The 24,009-nt window shown below is 42.7% G+C and carries 14 protein-coding genes; 4 read left to right on the top strand and 10 right to left on the bottom strand.

Translation table 11 applies throughout. The features are described 5' to 3' along the window. Positions 1-8: 8 nt before the first annotated feature. The 3 genes from porU to DK188_RS09200 are packed head-to-tail and all read right to left on the bottom strand — an operon-like array spanning position 9 to position 4,599. A complete protein-coding gene (gene porU / locus DK188_RS09210) occupies positions 9-3,257 on the bottom strand; it encodes a type IX secretion system sortase PorU (protein ID WP_111670516.1) in 3,249 nt (1,082 codons plus the stop codon). Beyond that, positions 3,254-3,949: a CDP-diacylglycerol--serine O-phosphatidyltransferase gene (gene pssA / locus DK188_RS09205; protein ID WP_111670515.1), complete on the bottom strand. Its 696-nt coding sequence runs from the start codon at positions 3,947-3,949 to the stop codon at positions 3,254-3,256. The genes porU and pssA overlap by 4 nt, the downstream gene beginning before the upstream one ends. Further along, positions 3,946-4,599 (bottom strand): MBL fold metallo-hydrolase, encoded by a 654-nt coding sequence (locus DK188_RS09200; protein WP_111670627.1) that lies wholly within the window; start codon positions 4,597-4,599, stop codon positions 3,946-3,948. The genes pssA and DK188_RS09200 overlap by 4 nt, the downstream gene beginning before the upstream one ends. A gap of 37 nt (positions 4,600-4,636) precedes the next feature. Between DK188_RS09200 and DK188_RS09195 the strand changes: the two genes are divergently transcribed. The 4 genes from DK188_RS09195 (at position 4,637) to DK188_RS09180 (ending at position 11,478) form a co-directional block, all read left to right on the top strand. After that, positions 4,637-5,701 carry an NAD(P)/FAD-dependent oxidoreductase gene (locus DK188_RS09195; RefSeq protein ID WP_232825701.1) on the top strand — a complete coding sequence of 355 codons (1,065 nt, stop codon included), beginning with the start codon at positions 4,637-4,639 and terminating at the stop codon, positions 5,699-5,701. A 21-nt stretch (positions 5,702-5,722) separates the two neighbouring features. Then, a complete protein-coding gene (locus tag DK188_RS09190; RefSeq protein WP_111670513.1) occupies positions 5,723-9,019 on the top strand; it encodes a biopolymer transporter Tol in 3,297 nt (1,098 codons plus the stop codon). 13 nt (positions 9,020-9,032) lie between these two features. Next, positions 9,033-9,911 (top strand): YicC/YloC family endoribonuclease, encoded by an 879-nt coding sequence (locus DK188_RS09185; RefSeq protein WP_111670512.1) that lies wholly within the window; start codon positions 9,033-9,035, stop codon positions 9,909-9,911. A 169-nt stretch (positions 9,912-10,080) separates the two neighbouring features. Further along, on the top strand, positions 10,081-11,478 hold the full coding sequence (locus tag DK188_RS09180; RefSeq protein ID WP_111670511.1) for a hypothetical protein: 1,398 nt from the start codon (positions 10,081-10,083) through the stop codon (positions 11,476-11,478). Between the two features lie 154 nt (positions 11,479-11,632). On the opposite strand, the gene DK188_RS09175 is transcribed toward DK188_RS09180, so the two are convergent. From DK188_RS09175 to DK188_RS09145, 7 genes are all read right to left on the bottom strand, one after another. Next, positions 11,633-12,301, bottom strand: a complete 669-nt coding sequence (locus DK188_RS09175; RefSeq protein ID WP_111670510.1) for an energy transducer TonB — start codon at positions 12,299-12,301, stop codon at positions 11,633-11,635. A gap of 130 nt (positions 12,302-12,431) precedes the next feature. After that, a complete protein-coding gene (locus DK188_RS09170; protein WP_111670509.1) occupies positions 12,432-13,112 on the bottom strand; it encodes an energy transducer TonB in 681 nt (226 codons plus the stop codon). Positions 13,113-13,178: 66 nt separating this feature from the next. Next, a complete protein-coding gene (locus tag DK188_RS09165) occupies positions 13,179-13,550 on the bottom strand; it encodes a VanZ family protein (protein ID WP_157963202.1) in 372 nt (123 codons plus the stop codon). A gap of 11 nt (positions 13,551-13,561) precedes the next feature. Next, positions 13,562-13,939 (bottom strand): glycine cleavage system protein GcvH, encoded by a 378-nt coding sequence (gene gcvH, locus DK188_RS09160; protein WP_111670507.1) that lies wholly within the window; start codon positions 13,937-13,939, stop codon positions 13,562-13,564. A gap of 51 nt (positions 13,940-13,990) precedes the next feature. Continuing rightward, the gene (gene sov / locus DK188_RS09155; RefSeq protein WP_449353839.1) at positions 13,991-21,124 is read right to left on the bottom strand and encodes a T9SS outer membrane translocon Sov/SprA; all 7,134 of its coding nucleotides are present in this window, start codon (positions 21,122-21,124) and stop codon (positions 13,991-13,993) included. Between the two features lie 12 nt (positions 21,125-21,136). Further along, on the bottom strand, positions 21,137-21,733 hold the full coding sequence (gene ruvA / locus DK188_RS09150) for a Holliday junction branch migration protein RuvA (RefSeq protein WP_111670506.1): 597 nt from the start codon (positions 21,731-21,733) through the stop codon (positions 21,137-21,139). After that, complete coding sequence (locus tag DK188_RS09145; RefSeq protein ID WP_111670505.1) at positions 21,730-24,003, bottom strand: NADP-dependent malic enzyme; 2,274 nt, start codon at positions 24,001-24,003, stop codon at positions 21,730-21,732. The genes ruvA and DK188_RS09145 overlap by 4 nt, the downstream gene beginning before the upstream one ends. Between the last annotated feature and the right edge of the window lie 6 nt (positions 24,004-24,009).

The following is a 24,009-nucleotide window of genomic DNA, read 5'->3' as shown; positions in this document are numbered from 1 at the left end:
CTTTTTTTTCATTGAATTACTATTTTTCCACTCACCGAATCTGATGTAAGGTCCGATTCTGAATATATGTCTAATTTGTAAATATAAGTTCCTTTTGCTGGATATTTTGACTGACTTTGCAAAAATATCCAAGACAAATCATCGATAATCTCTTCAGCCCTAAGCAAACGAAAAGACTCTGAAAATAGTATTTGGCCTGTGAGAGAATAAACCGCCAAACTGAGATTAAGGTTTTCTCCAGGTCTATTGTGGCGAATCAGAAAATTACTTTCGCTAGTGGCCGGATTTGGGTAGACGGTATGTTCGGTAATTTTTAAGGTCCTACTTCCTCTGATTTCCACTTCCATTTCCAGAGTGCTTTCATTTCCTACATTATCCCAAGCACGGATGATAATGGTGTTTTTGCCTTCTACAAATCCTTCCAGCGAAATCTTAAATTCTCCTTCCTGAAAGCTTCCGTTTTTGGCACTGTAGCGTTGGTTCAAGAGGATAGGATTTTGGCCATTCAGCTGAATGCTGAGGTCTTGCCCTGGGACATAGCCGGAGATATTGATGCCGCTTTCGTCAAACAGTGCGGCCTCAATTTCAAGAGTTGGAGTTGGAAATACAAAGGGTCCTGATGCTTGACCATTCAATTTGGGTAGGATTTCTGGTCCAGTTTGGTCGTTTGGTTCGGATTCCAATTTACCACCTAGGATCGGCTTACTACTTCCCATAGCTTGAAGCTGAGTTTGCGTATCCCACGCCCGAATCCGTAGACTGCCTGCACCGAATTCCGGATTGATTTCTTTTGGAATAAAAAATCTAGCTTCCAAGACTCCAGACTCCACTTTTCCCCGTCCTTTGAAAATTAGGTTCTTTTCTTCATCAAACTCAAATGGTGTACTTTCATCTCCCAATGTTTTTTCAGTTACCGGTTTGTCGCGAATTTCTAGTTGAAAATCTCCATTGAATCCCGGCTGAAAAGCCTGGGTCAGTGGATCGATAATTTCAGCCTTCAAAACTACCTCCTGCAAACTTTTCAAAGTATCTGCTTGGGATCCTTCAATCGCATCTTGGATTGAGGTGACTTTGACTTCCAGCTCCGGGATAGCTAACTTCAGGCTGGGGTCACCTAAAAGAGAGAAATTGCGATTGAGTGAACCGTTTAGACTTTGGTTTTTAGTGTTTTTGAAGATTTCTCCCAAAGATTGGAACTGTCCTTCGTTCTTTTTGAAGACTTCGTTGATAAAAGCTTCATTCAAAGCAAAATTCACACTGCTGAAGACAGGTCTTCCTGTGGTCAATAAGGCCACAGCACCTTTTTCCGCTGCAAAAAGTAATTCTTCGGCAGCAGATCGAATGAAAGGACTGTCATGTCTTCCAAACTCGCAGGTGGCAGTAACCCATAGCGCTGGGTTTTCTTGCTGAGCCCAGTCAGTGATGTCCGCTACCTGGAATATTTCTTCAGCGGTCAGCGTTGTTTCATTACCATGACCGATGTAGTTGAGAATGAGCGTACCCTCATCGATGGTTTTTTCCAGAGCTGCTTTAGCTTGGGGAGAACGCTGGATTGACCCTGTTTTTTCCTGCTCAAATCGATCCAGATAAAGTTTACTCAGTTGAAATTCCGGATGATTTTCCGTTAGGAATTTGGCGTGAGCTTCCGCATCCCGCACGTGGATATTATTGTCGGCATCATCCGCCAGAAACGTAATCGTAGCGGCTTCAGGCGATCGGATGGGGTTGGTTTCATAGCGGATTATCTTTTCGACCATTTCATTTGCTTCCGCAAAGTTGATGGCAGGCAATCTTCCTATTCCGATCTGCATCGGTTCGTCCCCTTCTCGTGATTCCTCCCATTCCCCTTGTTCCCAGTCAATGAGACCAAAAAAGTCATCTGAACTGAATGTGGTCAGAGGATTTAGGCTCTCTCTGCTGCTGTAGATAGGGACAAGATTTGGACGTCCACCGAGTTTTGTTTTGTAATCAAAAGTCCCCTTTCCAAGGATCAGGACGTTTTTCAGGTTTTTACCAACTTGGTACGTATGCGCGATGAAATTCCGGATAGCGGTCAAGTCTTGATTTCCGTATCCGAAGTTCTCATAAATCTCCGTCGTTGTGGCCACTTGTACATCCAAACCCATGCTCAATTTGTGATCTCTAAGCTTGTTTGCCGAGGAAATCAGAAGCGGAGAAGTGATGATCAAAAGTTCAGGTGAGTCTGCGGAGTTTCTCAAATCCATCGAGGCAATGCTGAGGTCTTTAATTTCCGGGACTTTTTCCTGAGAAAAAATCACCCATTTTTTACCATCAGCGCTAGCACCTGCAGTGTTTTGGTAGGCAATTGGATTATAGAAATCGCTTACTTCCCAGGTGTCAAACTGGGCAAAAAGTGGAATAGAAGCGGATTGTTTTGCGTGGAAAATACCTTCTGCCAGCGATGAGTTTGCAATAGGTACACCAACAACCACATGGTCTAAATATCCCGCTGATTCTGACCCTGAGCCTTGGAAAGTGAAACGGAGTTGTGGAATTGCCTGGTTTCCGGGTTTGATCATCAAAACAAAATCAGATTCTCTACCCTTGATTCCATAGGTGGAATTTGGGATTGGCGCAAATTCAACCTCAGTCAATAAATCATTACCCGTCAAAACCCGCATCGTGGAGGAAGAAAAGGACTGAGCCATTAATCTTCCTTGCAAAATCCAGGGCTGGTCAGATGTAGACCTTAAGCCTAAGTTTATGTTCAGACTTTGTCCTTGCCTGATGGGTGAAGAATACCAAGTTCTGCCCGAGTTAAGGATATTAGTTATCTCTTCTTTATGGGTAGTAAATGCGTACCAGATTTGATCTGGATTTGTTGCTTTTGTTGTTCCTAGTGTCAGATTTATCCGTTTTGGATTCTCTTTTTCTCCAAGAATATAGCTTAGGGAGTCTGTGAAAAGATGGTGAGAATAAACAAGCCTTTCTTCAGAAAAAGTCACATCATTCGCACCGTTGAGGAAGAAAAAGAGATTTCCATCTTTTTCCAATGCGGGAATTTCCTGTAGTTCAAGTTGCTCAGGACCGAGTTTTTGCGGAAGCATTCCCGGAAAACCAAAAATTGCCACTTGAGAGAGTTCTTCAAAACCCAAACCGGCAGCTTGCTGGGAAGAGATTCGATAGATGCCTGATTCCAGAATTTTAAATTGAAAGAAATTGGTCTGGGCAGCGGAAGTCCCAGCCAGGAGCATCAAAAAAAGACATAGGAAAGGTACCGTCAACTTTCTCCTCATTCACTTCCGATTGCATTTTCGATTATTGATAGTCCAATATACGCCAAAATCACCAAGGGGATGCCTGCGAGCTGAAGCCATGCAAACATGCCTATCCCAATGATAATAAGGAGGTAGCGAAAAATGTTTTTAGAAAGATCCAGACTTTTGAATTTGAAGGCGATAAGTGGTAGCTCGGAGATCAATAATATGGCAAAAATCCAAGCCAGAATGACCAAAACCATTGGATTTGAAATCCATTGTCCCAAGATCGGAAAGTCAAGTGCCAAATAAGGTAAAGTGCTTATAAATAAAGCGTTGGCAGGAGTCGGTAGACCGATGAATCGATCACTTTGTCTGGCGTCTAAGTTGAATTTAGCCAACCTGTATGCCGAAAGCATCGGAATAATTAAAGTCAAATAGGGGACATAAGACGAAGGATCTACCACACCTTTTGTCAGCATAAAAAGAATGAGTCCAGGCAGTACGCCAAATGAAACCACGTCAGCGAGCGAGTCCAATTCCTTTCCTATATCGCTTTGGACTTTTAACAATCTCGCAACAAATCCATCCAAAAAGTCAAATCCTGCAGCGATCAGTACAAAATAGGCCCCTGAGCGCACGTCACCATTTAGCACCCACACTATACCGACTACTCCAAAAAACAGATTAAGAAGGGTTAATACATTGGGAATTTGTGCTTTGATTTTCATTGAATGGCTCGTTCGCCCACAAATGGGTTGTAGATTTTTTCATACCCGATGGTCGTTTCCGGTCCATGTCCAGGGTAAATTATAGTTTCATCAGGGAGGGAAAAAAGCTCACTTTTGATCTTTGCCAAAAGTAGGGTATGGTTCCCACCTGGGAGATCAGTTCTTCCAATACTTCCTCTGAATAGCGTATCTCCTGCTATGCATTGGCCACTTTGCTCATGGTAAAATACAAGATGTCCTGGTGCGTGTCCTGGGACAAAGATGATTTTCATCGATTCCAGACCAATGGTGAAAACCTGCCCTTCTTCCAGAAAGTCATCAGCCTCTGAAGATTCGTATCCGCTGAACCCATAGTTTGGCGCATAGACTTCCACAGATTTCAATACCGGAAGCTCATTTTTATGAATTAAGAGTGGGATTCCAAAGCGCTTTTTCGCCCAGGCGTTTCCTAAGACATGATCAATATGGCAATGCGTATTGAGCAAATGATGAAGCTTCAAGTTTTGAGAAGTGATAAATCCCTCTAGTTCTGCTCGTTCTTGGCCTGTATGGCAGCCGGGGTCAATCAGGACCGCTTCACCCTGGTCATCATATACCAAATATGTGTTTTCTTGAAAAGGATTGAAGGTGAAGGTTTTAATATGAAGCATTTGAAAACTTGCTGGAAAGGCAGCAAAGTAAGGAATTATGCCTTTAATTTGGATTATGGAAATTGATTTTTTAATCATCGGACAGGGGCTTGCAGGCACATCTTTGGCTTATAGGTTGGAGCAATCTGGGCAAAGGATAGTCATTTTTGATCAGCCGGAACTCACGAAAAGCAGCAGAGTGGCTGCTGGGCTCTACAATCCGGTGACCGGACGAAAAATGGTCAAATCCTGGATGGCAGAGGTGCTTTTTCCTGAAATCGAACCCTTTTATCAGGAGTTAGAGCGAATTACCAAAAGGGAGTTTCTGACCAAGAAAAAAATCTATCGTCCCTTTCTATCCATTGAAGAGCAGAATGAGTGGATGGGGCATTCCAGTGATCCGAACATTGCGCAGTTTATCGATCAGATTTATTCCCAAAGCCAATATCCTGAACTCAAAGATCCTTTTGGAGGTGTTTTGCTCAAGATGTCAGGCTGGTTGAATATCAAGGAATACCTCGACGGGATGTCGGAATATTTTGGAGATCGACTTAGGTTTGGTCTATTCGATGAAAATAAACTTGAAAAGATTCAGGAAGGCTGGAAGTATGAGGATTTTCTTGCTAAAAACTTAATTTATTGCAATGGACTAGGCGCAATGAAAAGCCAGTTTTTTAAGAATTTGCCTTTTGCTCCGGTGAAGGGAGAAGTACTTGAAGTTGCTCAGGACTTTGACCCGGATTTTATTGTAAACCGAGGAGTATTTCGAGTCCAGTTGGATCAGGGAATCTATCGTGTGGGATCTACCTATTCTTGGCACGATTTGGAGACAGGCCCTACAGAATCTGCCAAAAATGAGATACTCGAAAAGCTTTTGGATGTGGTAAAAGTACCCGTGGAATCTGTCTTGAGCCATAAAACCGGAATCCGCCCAGCAACTCGTGATCGTAAGCCATTTCTTGGCAAACATCCTGTTGAAGATAGCGTTTACATATTCAATGGTTTTGGAGCCAAGGGAGTTTCACTTGTTCCGTACTTTAGTAAATTGATGACACATTATTTGATAAATTCTGTGCCTATACCTGCTGAGGTGAATATAGCTCGGTATTTTAAGTATATTTAAACTCTAACAATCCTGATCCGAATGCGATACCTTGTCTTTCGACTTTTGATCTTCATCTTATTCTTAGGCGGATCATCCGTTTCATTTGCACAATTTGACCAAGAACGATTTGGGAAAAACAGAGTGCAGCACAAGGAGCTCGAATGGTATTTTTATTCCTCCAATAATTTTGAAGTTTACTACTACGATCGTGGCGGACCCAATGCTAAAATGGCCATTGAATACCTAGAGTCGGAGTTTGATAAGCTGACTCAAATGATCGGATATGTGGCTTATACCAAGCCTAGAATTTACATTTATAATTCACCCGAAGAAGGGCTGCAGAGTAATCTAAATCTAAATAGCCAGAAATATACAGAGGACGGTCAGACAAAGTTTACCCGATTGATAGCAGAAGTATCACACAAGGGTAGCGTGGATCAGTTTAAGGAAGATATCATCTACTCTACGTCTAAGGTTATCATCAGGGAAATGCTATATGGTGCTTCTGTTGCAGATGCCTTCCAAGCTAATCTTATCAATGATTTTCCAGAATGGTATATCGATGGTGCGGCGCTTTACCTTGCCAAAGGTTGGAGTAGAGAAATGGATGATTTCATCCGACAATATTTGAAAGAAAATAAAAATCCGAAGATTCTGAACCTAACTGGAATTGAGGCAGGACTCGTAGGGCAGTCTATTTGGAATTACATCGCCGAAAAGTACGGGAGGAGGTATGTTTCCAGCATTTTGAACCTGTCCAGAATCAATAGAAATGAGGAGAATAGTATAGCAAATACCATTGGGGTCAATGCAAAGGTCTTTTTCGAAGACTGGAAGAATTACTACCTAAAAGTAAATGAGCCCGTCTATGCCTCATTTAAGAATGTTTCCCCAGAATCTGCAATCGCAAAAACATCTTCTAGAGTAGATGGCGCGATCAGCGATGTCAAGTTTAGTCCTGATGGACTATTACTTGGATATGTAGTGAATAACGCAGGAAAGTACAAAGTAATCGTGCGCGATTTGTCCACCGGATCGGAGCAGACGATTTTTCAGGGAGGAGCTAGCTATGACGAGCTTAGCCCCAATTTATATTCTCCACTGATTGCGTGGAGAGACTCCGCAAATCTTGCCATAGCTTCATTCAAGAGAGGTTTTACGACTTTGAGACTTCGGTCTATTGACGGCAGCAATCAAGACAAAATATTCCTACGAAACATCACACAGATTCTGAGTATAGATTTCAATGAATCTGGAAAAAATATGGTTTTATCCGCAATTTCAAATGGAAAGACCGATATCTATACATTGAATACAAGAGGACAAGGTAAAAGGCTCACCAATGATATTTTCGATGACCTGACTCCGGTATTCCTTAATGATTCTGTTATCGTTTATTCATCCAATTACGTGGATTTGCCGGATTCAGTCTTGACTCCGACTCCGGACATCAATGTGTTGCCAAATCAGTACAACCTCTTCCGGGTGGAGGTATTGAAGGATACTACTATTGTTACCAAGTTGACCAATGCCAACAGTAAGAATACCCATCCTCGGAAAGTCAATAGCAATACCTTGCTATTTCTCAGTGATCTGAGTGGAATCACCAATATCATGCGATTCAATATCGGCAATCAGGTATCCAATCAGATTTCTGCCTTCGACAAAAGCATTGAGGTATTTGATGTAACCAGTCGGATGAATAAAATCGCCTATGCCCTGCGAAGTGGTAAAGAATCTCATCTATATGTCGAAGGATATAGCGGAGCAGATCAGTTTACGCCAAGCACTCCTAGGATACAGCTCGCCCAAGCTAAAGATCTGAATGAGCGACTGGCGGCAAGAAGATTACTGGAACAAAAAACAAATCTATCCAAGCCTTCGACAACCCAGCAAGAACCTCAAATAGAAAACCAAACGATAGCCGTAGATACCGTATCAAAAAATAACACCTCTTCTATCAGTCTGGATCGACTAAGATTTGAATCTAAAAAAGGGATTAATACTGAGAACTACACTTTTGATACAATTCCTCAACTTCAAAGTCCTGCCGATGCAGGAGAAAATAGCGGGACCAGCCGAACCAATCTTTTGGAAGCATTTAGAAAGCAGTCTCTTCAGAAGCGAGTTTCGGGACCAAGAAGAATGGAGGACCAGTTCTTTACCAACCACATCAACACCCGGTTTGTGGTCGATCCCTTAAGAGGGTTTGGGATAAATCTGAACGGCAAAATGACGGATATTTTGGATAATCACGTGTTTTCAGGAGGAATCATGACAGCGCTTGATTTCAACTCAGGTGGAGATATCTGGTTTGAATACGAATACCTCAAAAGTAGGCTGGATTTCAGAGGACGATTTGATAGAAAAACCGTACGGGTTGAAGAGAGCGACCTTACATTCCAGAAATATGTATTGACACAAGTAGAGGCTGGAGTTTCGTATCCATTGAATATCAATTCTCGCATATACGCAGCTCCATTTGTTGCAAAAACTCAATATTTTAATTTAAATCCAGACTCCTTGACAATGGGTCAGGTGCCTGAGCAGAATAGGTTTGATGTGAATTATGTTGGCGGAAAGGTGGAGTTTGTTTACGATCGGACAGAGCCAATGGGCTTGTATTCTTTCACCGGAATCAAAGGAAAAATAGGCTTCCAGCACTATCAGGGGTTGAATCGGGGTGAAAGATCCTTCAGTAATTTTTACCTCGATCTGAGAAATTACCAGAAAATCCACAAGAATATTACTCTTGCTTCCAAGCTTTATGTAGGATCATTTACTGGAAATAATCCTCAAAATTACCTCGTTGGAGGTATGGACAATTGGCTTTTCAATGAATTCTATAATCCTCCGTCCAATAGACCGGAACCCTCTCCAATCCGTAATCCAGGCGGAAGCGAAAATTCCAACATACTCTTTGCTGACTTTGTCGACTTGAGAGGATATGATTACGATGAGATTAGGGGGAATAACGTGATTACATTTACAACCGAATTGCGTATCCCACTATTCTCCTATTTGACCCGAGGAAATATCACTTCAAATTTCGTCAGGAATTTTCAACTAGTCGGATTTTATGACATCGGGTCTGCGTGGGATGAATTTGCGCCGTGGGAGCGTGTAAATGATCAAAATACCGAAGTCATTAATACAGAGGGTTCACCGTTTGTCATTGTGCTCAACAACTTCAATAATCCATGGCTGCAAAGTTATGGCGCGGGACTTCGTACAGTTTTGTTGAATTATTATGTAAAATTTGATGTAGCTCGACCAATTCGAAATTATGAGACTGAAGACCTGAAATTTTACTTTACTTTGGGCTACAATTTCTAATTCCTTATAAAGTATGATCAAATCGATGACCGGCTTCGGTGTTGCCGGACTTGAGAATGAGCAAATGATGATCCAGGTCGAAGTGCGATCGCTCAATTCAAAATTTTTGGATTTATCCATCCGTAGCCCCAGACAATTTTCTGATAAAGAACACGAAATACGAAACCTAGTCCAGTCTGTTTTGGATCGGGGAAAAGTGAATGTTTCCATTGAATTTGTGCCGAAGGGAAGTCAAAATCTTCCGGTAACCATCAATCAAGAGCTTTTTAAGGCTTATTTCGAAAAGTTTAAAAGCTTAGCAGACCTCGTCGGCGAAAAATCAAATGACCTCTTCAAACTTGCCTTGCAGTCCCCAAATGTGATTACTTCCATACCTATGGAGCGTGAGGAAGGAGAGGATTGGGAGCAAACCAAGCGGGTATTGGAAGAGGCATTGAAAAAATGCGATGGATTTAGAATAGATGAAGGAGCTGCACTTTTTTCCAAACTGGAAGAAAACATCCTGGTCATCAGATCAGCTTTTGAAAAAGTAAAGAAAGAAGAACCCATCCGAAAGGAGCGAATCAAGCAGCGAATCCGAAATCATTTTGACCAATGGATGGATGAAAACTCATTCGATGCCAACAGATTTGAGCAAGAGTTGATTTATTATTTCGAAAAGCTGGATGTCACAGAGGAATTGGTCAGACTGGAAACTCACCTGGATTATTTTTTGAAATCCTTGAAGGAAGAAAATGCACAAGGAAAGAAGTTAGGCTTTATCAGTCAGGAAATTGGTAGAGAAATCAATACGATCGGATCCAAGGCAAACGATGCTGAAATTCAGAAGCATGTCATTTTGATGAAAGATGAATTGGAAAAAATCAAAGAACAAGCACTCAATGTGCTTTAGTTTTCTGCCACAAAGTTTAAGGTTTTTTAATTTTTCATTTAACATGTTTTTAGTTGGGGATTTATTCTGAAATCTACTATAAGATTATCTTTGATTAAACGTTTAATCTTGCTGCAGAAGATTAATTGTTGATTTAAGTTTTTCTCATACGTATTTCAAAATAGAACTCATGAAAAATGCTATTCCCTTTCTTTCCACCTTAGCTTTTTTTATCTGCTTAGGAGGTAACAGTCTTGCCCAGAGTCGTTTCAAAATGGAATTCTATGGTGGCCCACAATACAGCTACCAAAAACCTACCACTATCCAAGGAGTCCCCCTAAATATGGATGTTGGGATTGATTACCACCTTGGATTAAACTTCCTACTTGGAATCGGTAAAGACCTTCAATTATCCTTTCAATCAGAAATGATCAGGCCAAACTTGAAATTTGATTACTACCTGGCCTATCCTGATTTGTCACCTCGTTTAGAGGTAAAGCGAGTTGACTCATTTGGCAATTATCGACTTGGCCTTCGGAAAAGCTGGGAAAACGGAAAGCATGGATTTTTTGTTCAGCCCTCTTTGGGATTTACAGTCAATAACTATTGGGATTTTCCAAGAGCAGATACTGTAGCATTTGTTTATGCAGAAAAAGCGACAAAGATAGTTGGGAATGTTGCTTTGGAGGCAGGAATGAAATTCTATACGAAGAGGAAAAATTACCTAATGGTTGGGGTGAGGCACCAATTTGGACTTAGCCCCCTTAATCCGAGCAGCATCAATAATTATGCGGGAATCTCGGAAGCCTCAGTTCAGCGAAGGGGAACTTATACAGGCTTATTCGTGGGGTATGGCATAGACTTCAAGGGGAGAACCAAAGAGGAACGGCTCGAAGAGAGACTTGGTAAAGAGGCACAAAAATTAGAAAAAAGGGAAATGGCATGGGGAAATGGACCTTACGTCATGGCTAACGGACTTTTAAGATTCAGACCTAAATCCGAGCGGGAGCCAAACTTAGAGTTTTCGCACATTTCAGGTGGATATGAATTATTGGCTGGATATACTTTGGGCTCGTTTAGCTTGGAGTCTGGTTACAGCAAATTCAATGCATACACAGGAACCACGAGGCCAAATGGGTTTTCCATCCAAACCAACACTAATTTTAATGTGAGTGCAATTCCGGTACGATTGCGCTATCATATTGACCTAGGGGAAAACAAAAGAATCAGAGTTGGTGCTTCCTTGGCAGCATTTTATACACTTCAGACAAGAGGTCTAGGACAATCTGTAAGAGGGGGCGTTGGAAATGTCGGAGGCAATACCTATAGCTTAACCTACACTCCGATAAATGAAAGTTCTCAGGGGAAAGTATTCTTTAATGCAGGAGTTTTTGCTGAGGTGTCAATTTTCAATTCAAGTATGTTGACCTTCAATTTCTCCAGAAATTTTGGCAGTCCTGAAGTTGGCAAAGTGAATGTCACGGGAACTATCAATGGTGAACCTGTCAACTACGTTACCTCTGGAAGCTTAGATGGGTGGATAATGGAAGTAGGGTATAAACTACCCTTGAACGTTCTGTTTAAATAAAATGCATTAGTGTCTGAAGAATTTGAAGGTGCTTTTTATTTCAGCTTCCATAATCTTGAAAGATTAGGTTATCAATTTAATTCAAATTCAACTCGAAGGAATAAAAAAAACCTGCATGACACCATGCAGGTTTTTTAGATTTTATGGTGTTGGTTTAGTTGAGTTTAAATTTTATTGGGATTGTCATTCTAGAGCGGACAGGCTTGCCATGATGCCGAGCTGATTTCCATTTTGGAGAGTTTTGGATCACCTCTACAGCAGCTTTGTCGAGGTAAGGATCTACCGAACGTACCACTTGTACATCCTGTATACTTCCGTCTGTATTAATGACAAATCTGAGAAATACAGTACCCTCTATGCCTAATCGTTGAGGCTGTTTTGGATAGGATAGGTTTGATTTCAAATAAGCATACCATCCATCCATCCCACCTTGGAATTCAGCCTGTACCTCAGTGAAATCAAGGATCTCATCTGCCTTTTCAATAACAGGTGCCGACTCGAGCTTGATTTCAGGTATTTCATCATTCACTGGATAGTTAATATCGATATTGGCGATATCATCTATTTTGACTGAGTTATCTATTACCTTGATTTCCGGAGCAATCAACGGGGGAGGGGCTTGAGGTGGTTCCTGGATCGTAATCGGAATGATATCAATATCCCAATTCGAATCACCATCGGGGATAGTTATAAGTGGTTTGTCTTCATATGCTTTCCATTCGAAAGCCACCAAAACTGTGCTGACTGATAGAATCAGTCCCAAATTGAAGATAGGACCATACCATCTACGGAGGTCCGATCCTGGGTTCTTTTTTAGTTCCATGGTTGTAGTTTTTGATTGTGTATAAAAAATTACAACTATTAGAATAAAAAAACTATTTCAATAACATTTATTAACTATTTAAAAAGTAATAATACGCAAAAAAAAGACCCGACTAATCGGGTCTTATATTTTAGCTTAGTTTGAATCGAATCGGAAGTCTCATTCGAGTACGAACCGGACGGCCTCTTTGCTTACCTGGTTCCCACTTAGGAGCTTCTTGTACTACTTTTACCGCTTCTTCGTCACAACCTCCTCCGATACCTCTGAGGACTTCCACATCTTGAATTGATCCGTCAGTGTTGATTACGAATACTACAATTACGGTACCTTCGATACCCATTCTTCTCGCTTGAGTAGGGTATTTCAGATTTTTGGAAAGGTACTGATTCCAGCCTGACATACCTCCAGGAGGATTTGGCTGAGTTTCCACTACGTCAAAAATCTGATCTGCTTTCTCTTCCACTGGAGCTTCAGCAATTACCACTTCTTTGATTTCAGTGGTTTCTTTCACATCCACGTCAAAGTTTACATCGATCTTTTCTTCGATTTCCACTTCATCTGGAATCTCCTCAATGATAGGCTGCTCCATTGGTGGTGGTGGCGGTGGCGGTGGTGGCTGTTCTGTGATAGGCACATCAAGCAACTCTTCGAAGTTGTCAGTCACTCCACCCAAGTCCTTAAGGCCTGAGTCATCAAATGACTTGTATTCGAAAGCAGCAAGAGTAAGCCCTACAGCTACTGCTAGACCAAGATTGGTAAACATACCTACCTTCTTGGTGATATCAGCGCTAGGAGACTTTTTTGCTTCCATGGTGAAATTGGTTTATACAGGTTAATCTTTTGAAATCTGAGTAACAAGTGTAAGAATTATTAGAGATTAATCCAAAATGTATTTAATGAACGGCCATTTTAAATATCCTACTAATCCTAAACATGCTCCCAGAGCATTGGTAATCATATCTACTAGATCAAACGATCGATATGGAATATATTGTTGAAGAAATTCAAATACAATACCACATCCGAGTCCAAAAAGGATAAAGTTTCGCCAGATAGTGGTGTTTTTGAGGGAAATTTCCCCCTTTTTTACTCCTACACCACTCCATAGATATCCTTGCAAGAAAAAACAGATGAGGTGGACTACTTTATCCTGGAAATTAAATAAATCGATATCCGGGAATTTGGTGCCTGGACTAAGCATGGCCAATGCCAATACGATCATCCAAGAAATAGCCAGTCCTACTCTCAATAATTTATGAATTAAGCTCCAACCAATTCAGCATATTCTGCTGAATCCAACAGGTCTAATGCCGAAGAATCAGATATTTTCACTTTGATCATCCAGCCGGACTCATATGGAGAATCGTTGACCAGTTCTGGGGAAGAATCCAATTCTTCATTGAATTCGATAATTTCCCCTGTGATAGGCATGAAAAGATCCGAAACCGTCTTCACAGCTTCCACAGATCCAAATACCTCACCAGCTTCGATCGTTTCGCCTACTGTCTCTACTTCTACGTATACGATATCTCCAAGTTCTTTCTGAGCAAATTCAGTGATGCCAATGGTAGCAATATCTCCTTCGATTTTTACCCACTCGTGGTCTTTGGTGTACTTTAATTCTTGCGGAAAATTCATGATTAGTTTTTTAGATTGTCAAAAATAAAAGGATTCGGACGAGATTGAAATCTATTGTGACAAATTAAATCGCAATTGTCCACCGAAGGCAGTGGAGGTTCTCCTAAATGCTGTAGTCACTCGAGGTTCATTAATCGTCCTTTCAAAGTAAATCGTCAAATTCAAGTTTTGATTGATGACATATCCTATAGTTGGTCTGATTTGAATATTCAGATTCCCGTTGGTGACCGTACTCCCTTCCTCAATTTTTCGCTGTACTTGCCTTACATCTACCACTTTTGTGTCCAGTCTCAGCTGGAGATCGTTTTTAAGGACTTTTTGTCCTCCCTGAATGTTGAACGGCACTTTTACTCCGGCCTTGGTATATGCTAAAGTCAATCCAAAGTCGCTGCTTTTTTGCTCCGTTATCTGGGAGTTGGAGAAGTTCAAACCCAGATTTCTTTCTCTATTGTAATTGATAGCTACATTCAATCTATCTTTAGTCAAGACATCTATTCCAATAAATGGTGCAAATCGTTCTGAAAGTACGACTTGATTCAGGACATATATTGGAATAAACTGTCCATCGTCATTAGTGATATCTGGGCGTTGGACATTCTGCAGCGTGTTGAATAATTCCAGTCCCTGCTGGTATTGAAGGGAGTTGGAGAAATTGCTCACGTCATAGGTGGATGAATACGCGTGAGTAATATTGATGCTGCTGAATTTATCACTCAATCCTTTCAGTCGGGACAATCCCCGATAATCTAGCCTCCAGTTCGGTAGTGGTGTTTTTGGAAAAGGGTTCAACTTTACCTCGTTTGGATCTTTACCGAGGTAAGCTGCCAAGAAAGACGGGATCAGGACATCCTGTCCATTTATTCCGTATTCTCCAGTTCCACCGGATTCTCCATCTAGTCTTGATTTGATCCTGGAGCGGTAGTTTTCAAAGTCGGTAAATAAAGGAGAATTATTTTCTGAGTCATCTTTTTTAAATGTCGTTCCGATCATAATGGTAGTGATCGAATAAGAGCCGAGTCGATTTGGGCTGATGCTTTGGTAATCGCCAGGATTATCCAAAGAATTGCGGAAAATCTCCTGATAATCTCCGATTTCCCGCTTTCTTGCTTCTAGTGTCACTCTGAAATCCTGAAAAGGCTCAAGAAGGCCGGTTAACCTCAGGTTCATCGCCCGGTTTTGTTTAAACGTTTGGGTTAATTCGGTACTCGGAGCGATTTGGCCATTTTCGGCTAGATCATATCGGATATTTGCATTTTGGCTTCCAAATAAGAATGCCCATCCTGGATTGTCCCATGCCCGATCCATTCCCAATAGTCCAGTATTTGGCATGTAGCCAGGTAAAAATGTGCCTTCGATCACACCATAATTGAAGGTAAATTCTTTGGCCATCATCAGGAACTTCAGAAGTCTATTGCTAAATGGTGTCCCAATCGTGTCCTCCGCAGCTACGGTATTCCTACCGGGTACACTTGGGCGTTTTGGTGCGTTCAAAGCAGCCAATTTCTTATTCTTATTGTAGAGCTTCAGCAGGTCAAGCTTTCCGGTAAGACTTTGGTCTCTGGTATTCTGAATGACGTTTCCAAGTGTATCTTTTTGACCTATGGCGCCAGTCTGCCAGGTGTAGGATGTGACATAGCGGTAGTCGGTTTGGATCCAGTCAGTGGCTGGTAGCTTATTCAGCGGAATGCTGTAATTCAAGGTTGCCGAATGATTGTAATTGGTTGTTCTGCCAAACCGCCAAGCATTGTATTTTACAGAATCCCGCTTGGCTTCCGTGTCCAAATCGCCTTCTGGTTCATCTACTACAGCACTGGCTCGGGATTGAAAATCCACACGAAGACTCTGCGAAAGATCCCAATTGATCGCAAAGGACCGATTCATGAAAAATGATTTCTGAAAAAGTGGATCAACACCGCTGGTGCTGAGTTGGTCATTTCGATATTGTGATCTTAAGAATCTCCGATCCACATCCAACCGAGCCAAAAGTGAAGTTGGGGAAAGGTTGAGGTTGAAATCTTTGATCAGCTTTAAGAAAGGAGAATTTAGCCCTTCAGAATTTCTAAACGGCTCAATTCTCCATTCCTTAGGTTGAAAACTGTAGGTCACATTGCCCCGGTTTGTTTTGAAATTATAGCTTTGGATTTGAGCATTGGTCTGGGTGACTGATCCCATAGCATAGGAAAATGCAAAATTGGAAAGGTCATAGATCCGGTTTGGCGAATCCTGATTTCGTTTGATTTTTCGGACGTTGTTGAAACTGATATTTCGCCGCTTAAGTTGATCAAGTGCAATGTCTCGATAGGCTTCCCGTTGTGCATCTGTTTCGAATTTCCCCAAAGCCACTTCAAAAGGAACATCCGGATTGAGAGGGTCATACTCTGGTCTAGAATTTGAATTTTCGATAGAAAAATACATCGGAATACTTACGCCAAGCGCTTCAGGCAGGAGTTTGTTTATTTCTACGTTGGTAGAGATATCGTATTGGGTGACTGCTTGTCTGGCCCGCTGGGAAAGCTTGGTTTCCAATCCTCCAAAGCCTATAGAATTATGCCTTACGGATGCCGAGACTACAGCAACATCCGCAATTTTTGCATTGAGAAATGCGTTGGCTGCCCAGCCATTGTTTTTGGTGAATCCTGTCACCCGGAGTTCATTTGCCCAAAAGCAGAAAGACTTGGAAGAGCCAATACCTGTACCTGGATTTCTTGCACCCAGCATCATCGCCTGTACTAAACTCAATTCCGGTCGACCTACTACGGTGACTTTGTATTGCCTGATATTCTGCGAAAATGGCAAATTTAGTGGTGCCTGGGCATTGTCCCTATCTACTTTTACGCCGACAATTTCTTGAATGGCGATATCAATCTCATTTTCCAATGGCCATACTGCCCGTGGGTCATTTGTCCCCAAAGGAGAAATCAATAGCGGAACTTCGATTTCATAGTAGTTATCAGTGTAATCCGTGCCCAGCCTGATGAAAGCTGTGATCTCTCCATCCCGAGCATCGTCACTATTGGCATGAAAAAACATCTTGATTCGCTCGTATTGTACAAGATCGATGGTGAGATTTTTAAATACAGCCCGGGCATCTTTTGGAGCGAGATCTTCTACACAGACGCGGAGTGACTGTTCGTTGAGCCGTCTCTCCACGGTAGAGGTATTATCCCGGTCACGATTGATTCCAGGAGGAAGGACGTATGGGCTTGATTTGTCGCTTCCCTGAGCATTTTGCTCGATATTCACGACATCCACGGTCACATTGGATACGTCTGGTTCCGGGATTTCAAAAAAGCCTTTTTCGAAGAGCGATTCCTGAAAAACCCGCCACTGGCTGCCAACCATTCTGAATTCCGCCATTCTCAAGACCACAGGCTGCTCAAAATCCGTCAGGTAGGTCCGCATCCAGCGGATGGATTTGAAGCCCACGATGTCGCCTTCGACCCGATCTGGCTGCCGAACAGGAATACGGAAAAGATACCAGTTGACCTCTTCTCCGGCTTCATTGTGGGTGACTTGGTCTACGATGTAGTTTTCACCGACAGTTAATTGTCCTGGTCTCAGGTCAATTTCGTACTCGTAATAGTTCTCCAGTTCATTGATGGTGTTGTCAGTATTGAGATCCTCATTATCCGGCGTGTTTCCTCCAGATTCCGTATAGGGAAGACTCGGGTCAGCTGACACAGGCGTATTACCCTCCATTCCATTAAACTTCTTGTACCGCTCCAGAATTTTAACGTTCTCCTGATCAAATCTATCATTGAGATAGTACTGGAACGCGTCTGCAGAAACGTCCTGTTCTATGGCATTTCTTGCCTCTTGCGATACATTGATCCTATCGAGAAATCTGCTTCTGAAGAATGCAGGCTCATCCTCATTTTTTAGCCCATCCAATCCTACATCCTGATTGACTCTCGAGCTTTCTGAATTGTCAAAAGCCGGGATCAAAAACTGTTCTCGTGTGATGCGTCCCCATTCGTTTTGGCCCGTTTCGCTTGGATCTCCATCGGCGGGCAGACCATTTTCAAAAGCATGACTTCCATCTTTCATCACATCTTCTGAGATATCCCCGAGATTGATGAACAGCTTCCCGCCTGTGGTGTTGTTTTCGTTGAAAATACCGTCTAGGACTTTCCCGTTTTCACCAGGAAGAAAGGGATCCATCAGCCAGAATTCGATGTATTCAATATTAGTCCGGTCAAAGTCAACTTCGGTAGTAATAGCCCGAGTCACTCCACCATAATTTAGTTTTGGATTAGGCAATAGTCCATTGATGTCCAGGTTCGGGTTGTAATTGAACATCCCACGCTCACTGGGGAAATAAGCCATTTCAAATAAAGGTTGCGGGACTACAATGACATCCCTGTCCTGATTTTTGAAAATTTCCTGTGGAATTACGCGACGTACATAATGATTTCGTCTGTCCTGTGGAGTCAGATTGGTAGGAACTCCTGGTCCACTTTCCCGATAGAAAATATTATCAATGTTGTACCAAGCCAATTTTGCACGGCGATAGGTATTGCCCAGATTGTCCTCGGTTTGGTTGCTGAGATCAAAGCGATTCGTTTGGGTTTTTGGCGTAGAGGCCAGTTTCCAGTTTTGATTGGCAGCTGCTCCGAGATAAAATGGAGTAACTGCCGCCTCAAAATCGTCGATATAAGATGCAGCATCCCCGTCTACTGTATTCGAAGTGCCTGGAATGAGGTGGGCAAATTCGGCATTGAATTGAACGAGGGATTTTTCTTTTGTATCTGTAAAAGGTAATGCATCAGCCAATTTGGTTAGCCAGCGGGATTCATCGTTGAAATTGACATCTAGGCCCCAGAGACTGTTTCGAAGTGTTTCATTGCCAGTGGCAATTCGGGTTACATTGGGTCTTTCGTTGAGGTACATGAATGTACCCCCAATATTTAGCTTTTGGCTTGCCAAATAGTCCAATCGTGTGCCGATGAGACTTCGGGTTTGGAAGGAAACCAGATCGGCTTTTTCGAAACTTACGTTGATTTGTTTGCCGGATTGCAAAATGGCGTCATTGATGATCACCAGTCGTCCTACGTTGTAATCAATCGTGAAATCAACCCCTTCAGTCAAGGGAATATTACCCGCCTGGACGATTACAGAACCGGGAGCGATATTTAACCCTGGCAGCTGGATTTCACTCGCCGAACCAGCCGTCAGTCTACCTTTGATGAAGTATTTGTTTAATCTGGTGACCAATTCGGCATCAGCTTGCGTGGTGCGATAGAGGGTATCGTAGACGTATTTGTCTTTGAGTACCAGTTCACCCGGGAGGAAGTTTTTCTCAAGATTGGATCCAAAAGGCTCCAAAACCGGGAAAATCAACAAGCCCCGATCTGAAATCATCGTAAGCCCCTCTACAAAGTCAAAGTTTCCATCTGGTGCAGGATCATTCTGTGGATTGAGATTGTCCAGTCCAGTCAACCGGATTAATGGCTTATCTTTGACATTTGCTCCTTCTAAAAGCGAGGGATTATCCAGACCGGTACGGTCATCCCTGTAGATAATCTGAAGCTGAAAGCCTTCCCGAGCGATCTGGCTAGCGTTTAAGCTGTAGACATTTTTCATCATCAAATCCCATGTAGGGACCCTGGGATTGATTCTTGCGGGTCGGAGAAGTTTAAGGAAAATCAGTTCATCCTCTTGTCTGGTTTGGTAATCTTCTGTTAGTTCTCCGACTTTGTAGACTTGCCCATTGTAGGTGTATTCAAAGGATACCCCCAGCACTTCATCATTTTGAAGCCTTCTAAAAAGAGAGAGATAGCCGAGTTGGGGATTAAAAAAGAATTCATTGGGGTCAAGTTTTCTTGCACCGTTGATTTGCTCAAAATCTACCCCTTTTCGAAGTCCCAAAGCTGACTCCATGGCTCTTGATCCGGTATCAAATGGCCGGAAGGAAGCATTATTTGAAATATTGGAATACAATAAATTAGCCCCGTTGCCAGCAGGAGCTCCAGGTGTGCCTGACCCTATTGCGGGATTGGACGGATTTAGCAGTACCTGGCCTTCACCCAAATCCATAAATGCAGCAAAATTCCGTAAGGTCTCCGTATTGGTAGCACGGTTCATGACATACACTTCGATTCGGGTTACATTCACCCCGGAGAGTACCTGAGGGAGTCCTCTCAACCATCGTTCGTAATTGTCCCGAAAAAAATGGGCAAGAAAAAAATGTCGGTTTTCATCATATTTTGAGGCTTGGATATCAAAAGAGCGTCCCTGACCATTGGCATCGATCACCAGATTATCCCGTCTTCCTCGCTGGGTAGAGGCCACAGCAGTGACATTGAGTTTCCCAAAACGCATCTGGGTTTTTACTCCGAATAGATTCTGAGCTCCTTGGATCAGGCGGTTTTGAATTGGCATGGAAACATTGCCTATCTCTACAGATTGAAGAATGTCTTCATCAAATCCGTCATATTCCAGCTTCAGTTGATTCTGAAAGTCAAAAGAATTGTTGGAGTCAAAATTCGCAGCGATTTTCATTTTTTCGCCTAAGGATCCATTGACTGCCATTTGGATTTGTTGCTGAAAATTGAATCCACCGTTCTGCTGCTGGCGGATAGGCAGTGTCGGATTGTCTATCCTTCGAAAAATCGCTCCAAAATCCAGATTGACGTACCCTGTAGGTGTGATGTTGATTTCACTTCCGCCAAAAATCCGGTCAAAACTCGGGCTGACGGTGAGCGGCGGTATCAGACTCCTACCTTCCACGGCACTTTCTCCGTCCATGCCTCTGGCTCTAGACCGCCAATATTCCTGTCTTACCCGGTACTGCTGAATCTCAGAGAATCGCTCAAAATCATATTCCTGCTCATTCCCAAACCGAGTAGTGTCCAGTTGATCGACAATATTGTACCGGAGGGTGGAATCCACGATGACTTCCACTTCCTGATTGAGAGGAGGGGTAGGGATAAATGGCGATCTGGGAAGCAGAAAAGGGTTCCGCTGTGGGTATAGCGGATTGGTCCTCATGTTTTGCCAAAGCAAAAATGAAGGTGACAATCGTCGGATGTTCAGGGAATCAATACGGGATTGGGTACTGTCTGCAGTGGCCTGTTGGGCTTTAAGCGGTGATATAGCTAAAACAAATCCCAATAGGATTAAGAAAACAGGCCCGTGACTTTTGATTTTCCCCCTGCAAAAAGTCAGTAACTCCTGAAAGTTCAATCCAGCTTCAAATTAAGGTGTCTTTAAAGATGCTTTAATTAAATCTTCTAAGGAAATTTCGCCTTCGGTTTTTTTAAGAACGAGCGCAATATTCTTCTCAGCGACAGCTTTTGGGAATCCCAAAGTGACTAAGGCTTGTAACGCCTCTTCGCGTACTTTATTGCTGGATTTCAAGAATCCGAGCGGCGTGGTAGAGTCAGTACTGCCAGACTTTCCTACTTTGTCTTTCAATTCCAAAATAATCCGTTGGGCAGTTTTGATTCCGATTCCTTTGACCGCCTGGATTTTGCCTACGTCGCCAGAAAGAATCGCCTGCTCGATTTCAATTGTATCCAAGGAAGAAAGAATCATCAAACCTGTATTTGGCCCTACTCCATTGATGGAGATCAAAAGGAGAAATAGCTTTTTTTCGGTTTCTTCCTTGAATCCATACAGGGTGTGGGCATCTTCTTTGATGTGAAGAAAAGTAAGCAAACGGATCTGTTCTTCATCCTTAATCTTACTGTAGGTTTGAAGCGAGATTTTCACATGGTATCCGATGCCGTTCACGTCAATGACGACAAAAGTTGGATCTTTGTAGACCAGTTTGCCACTCAGGTAAGCGATCATAGATTTCCTTCTGAAGATTGGGCATCTACCACTGCTATAGCTACCATATTTACGATTTCGCGGATAGAACTTCCGAGCTGAAGGATATGGACAGGTTTGGACATTCCCAAGAGAATTGGTCCGATTGCCTCGGCATTTCCTAGTTCGGCAAGCAATTTATAAGCAATGTTGCTGGAAGCAAGGTCAGGGAAAATCAGGGTATTCACTTGGTTGTCTGCAAGGGCAGAGAATGGATAGATTTCCCGCTGAAGCTCTTGATTGAACGCAACATTTGCCTGCATTTCACCTTCGATAATCAGTTCCGGATATTTTGCCTTTGCCAGCGCGGTGGCTTTGGCCATTTTCGCTGGAATTTCTCCCTGAGCCGAGCCAAAGTTGGAGTAGGAAAGCAATGCAATTCTAGGTTCCATGTTGAAGAATTTCACTGCATTTGCGGTGAGTCCGATGATTTCCACCAGTTCTTCTGCCGTAGGGTTTAGATTCACCGTGGCATCTGCAAAGAAATAAGGGCCTTTGGGCGTATTCATGATATACATCCCCGCTACCCGATTTACCCCTTTTTTCACCCCGATGGTCTGAAGTGAAGGTAGAATGGTCTTTGGATAATCTCTGGTCAAACCGGAGATAAAAGCGTCTGCCGATCCGGTCTCCACCATCATTGCACCGAAATAGTTCCGCTCGCGAACCAGACGGTTGGCATCAAAAAGCGTCATTCCTTTACGTTGTCTTTTTTTATAAAGGAATTCCCCGAATTTTTCGATCATTGCCGATTCCTCCAAAGGATCGACAATAGTCACATGGGCCAAATCCAAAGCATTGGTTTCAATCAATGCCAAGATTTTTTCCCTGTTTCCGAGTAGAATCGGGACAGCAATTTTTTCATCCCGTAGGATCTGGGCAGCTTTGAGGATTTTCAGATTGTCAGCCTCCCCAAAAACAACACGCTTCGGATCTTTTTTGGCTCTACCGATGACGATAGACATTAGCCTTTGGTCTATTCCGATCCGCTTTTGCAGCTCAAGTTCATAAGCCTCCCAGTCATGGATCATTTTTTTTGCCACACCTGATTCGATAGCAGCTTTGGCCACTGCAGGAGCAATGGTGGTGATCAGCCTTGGATCTACAGGTTTTGGAATCAGGTATAATCTTCCAAAAGCCATGTTTAAATCACCATAGGCCTTATTGACGATCTCTGGCACTGGTTCTTTTGCCAGTTTGGCGATGGCTTTTGCCGCTGCCATTTTCATTTCTTCGTTGATCACAGTCGCCCGGACGTCTAGTGCGCCGCGGAAGATGTAAGGGAAACCAAGTACATTATTCACTTGATTAGGATGATCAGATCTACCAGTCGCCATGATCACATCCTTTCTAGCGGCAATGGCTAAGTCATAGGAAATTTCTGGGTCGGGATTAGCCAGGGCAAAAACTATTGGATCTGGTGCCATAGACTTGATCATTTCCTGGGTGATAATATTTCCTGCGGAAAGTCCCAAAAACACATCAGCACCTGGCAATGCATCTTTGATATGATGAATGTCTAGATCAGTGGCAAAATCGGCATGGATATCTGTCAGTCCTGGTCGGTCTCGTCGGATGACTCCATCTTTATCACATACGATGATGTTTTCTTTCTTTACTCCCAAGCTTACATAGAAGCGAACGCATGAGATGGCTGCTGCTCCGGCTCCACTTACTACCAATTTTATTTCATCGATTTTCTTTTCGACGATTTCAAGTCCATTCATCAGAGCCGCTCCAGAAATAATCGCCGTGCCATGCTGATCATCGTGCATGACAGGAATATTCATTTGCTGCTTGAGGGTTTGCTCGATTTCAAAACACTCCGGTGCTTTGATGTCTTCCAGATTTATTCCACCAAAAGTAGGTTCCAGCGATTTGATGATTTGGATGAGTTTTTTCGGATCTTTTTCATCGATTTCCAGATCAAAGACATCGATTCCCGCAAACTTCTTAAAAAGTACTGCCTTGCCTTCCATGACGGGCTTTGATGCTTCCGGTCCGATGTCCCCCAATCCCAATACAGCAGTTCCATTGGAAATTACCGCTACCAGGTTCCCTTTTGCGGTATACTTGTAGATGTTTTCTCTATCTGCTTCAATTTCCTTGCAAGGCTCTGCCACACCGGGCGAGTAGGCAAGGGCTAGATCGATCTGACTGGATACAGGCTTGGTAGGAATGACTTCGATTTTTCCCGGGGAGCCTTGACTATGGTAATTGAGGGCGTCTTGTTTTCTTATTTTGATGGTCATAGATGG

Origin of the sequence: Algoriphagus litoralis, assembly GCF_003259255.1 — a bacterium.
In the GTDB taxonomy this organism is placed as follows: Bacteria; Bacteroidota; Bacteroidia; order Cytophagales; family Cyclobacteriaceae; genus Algoriphagus; species Algoriphagus litoralis.
The sequence above is the reverse complement of the archived record's forward strand: the minus strand, read 5'-3'. Positions and strand labels throughout refer to the sequence as shown.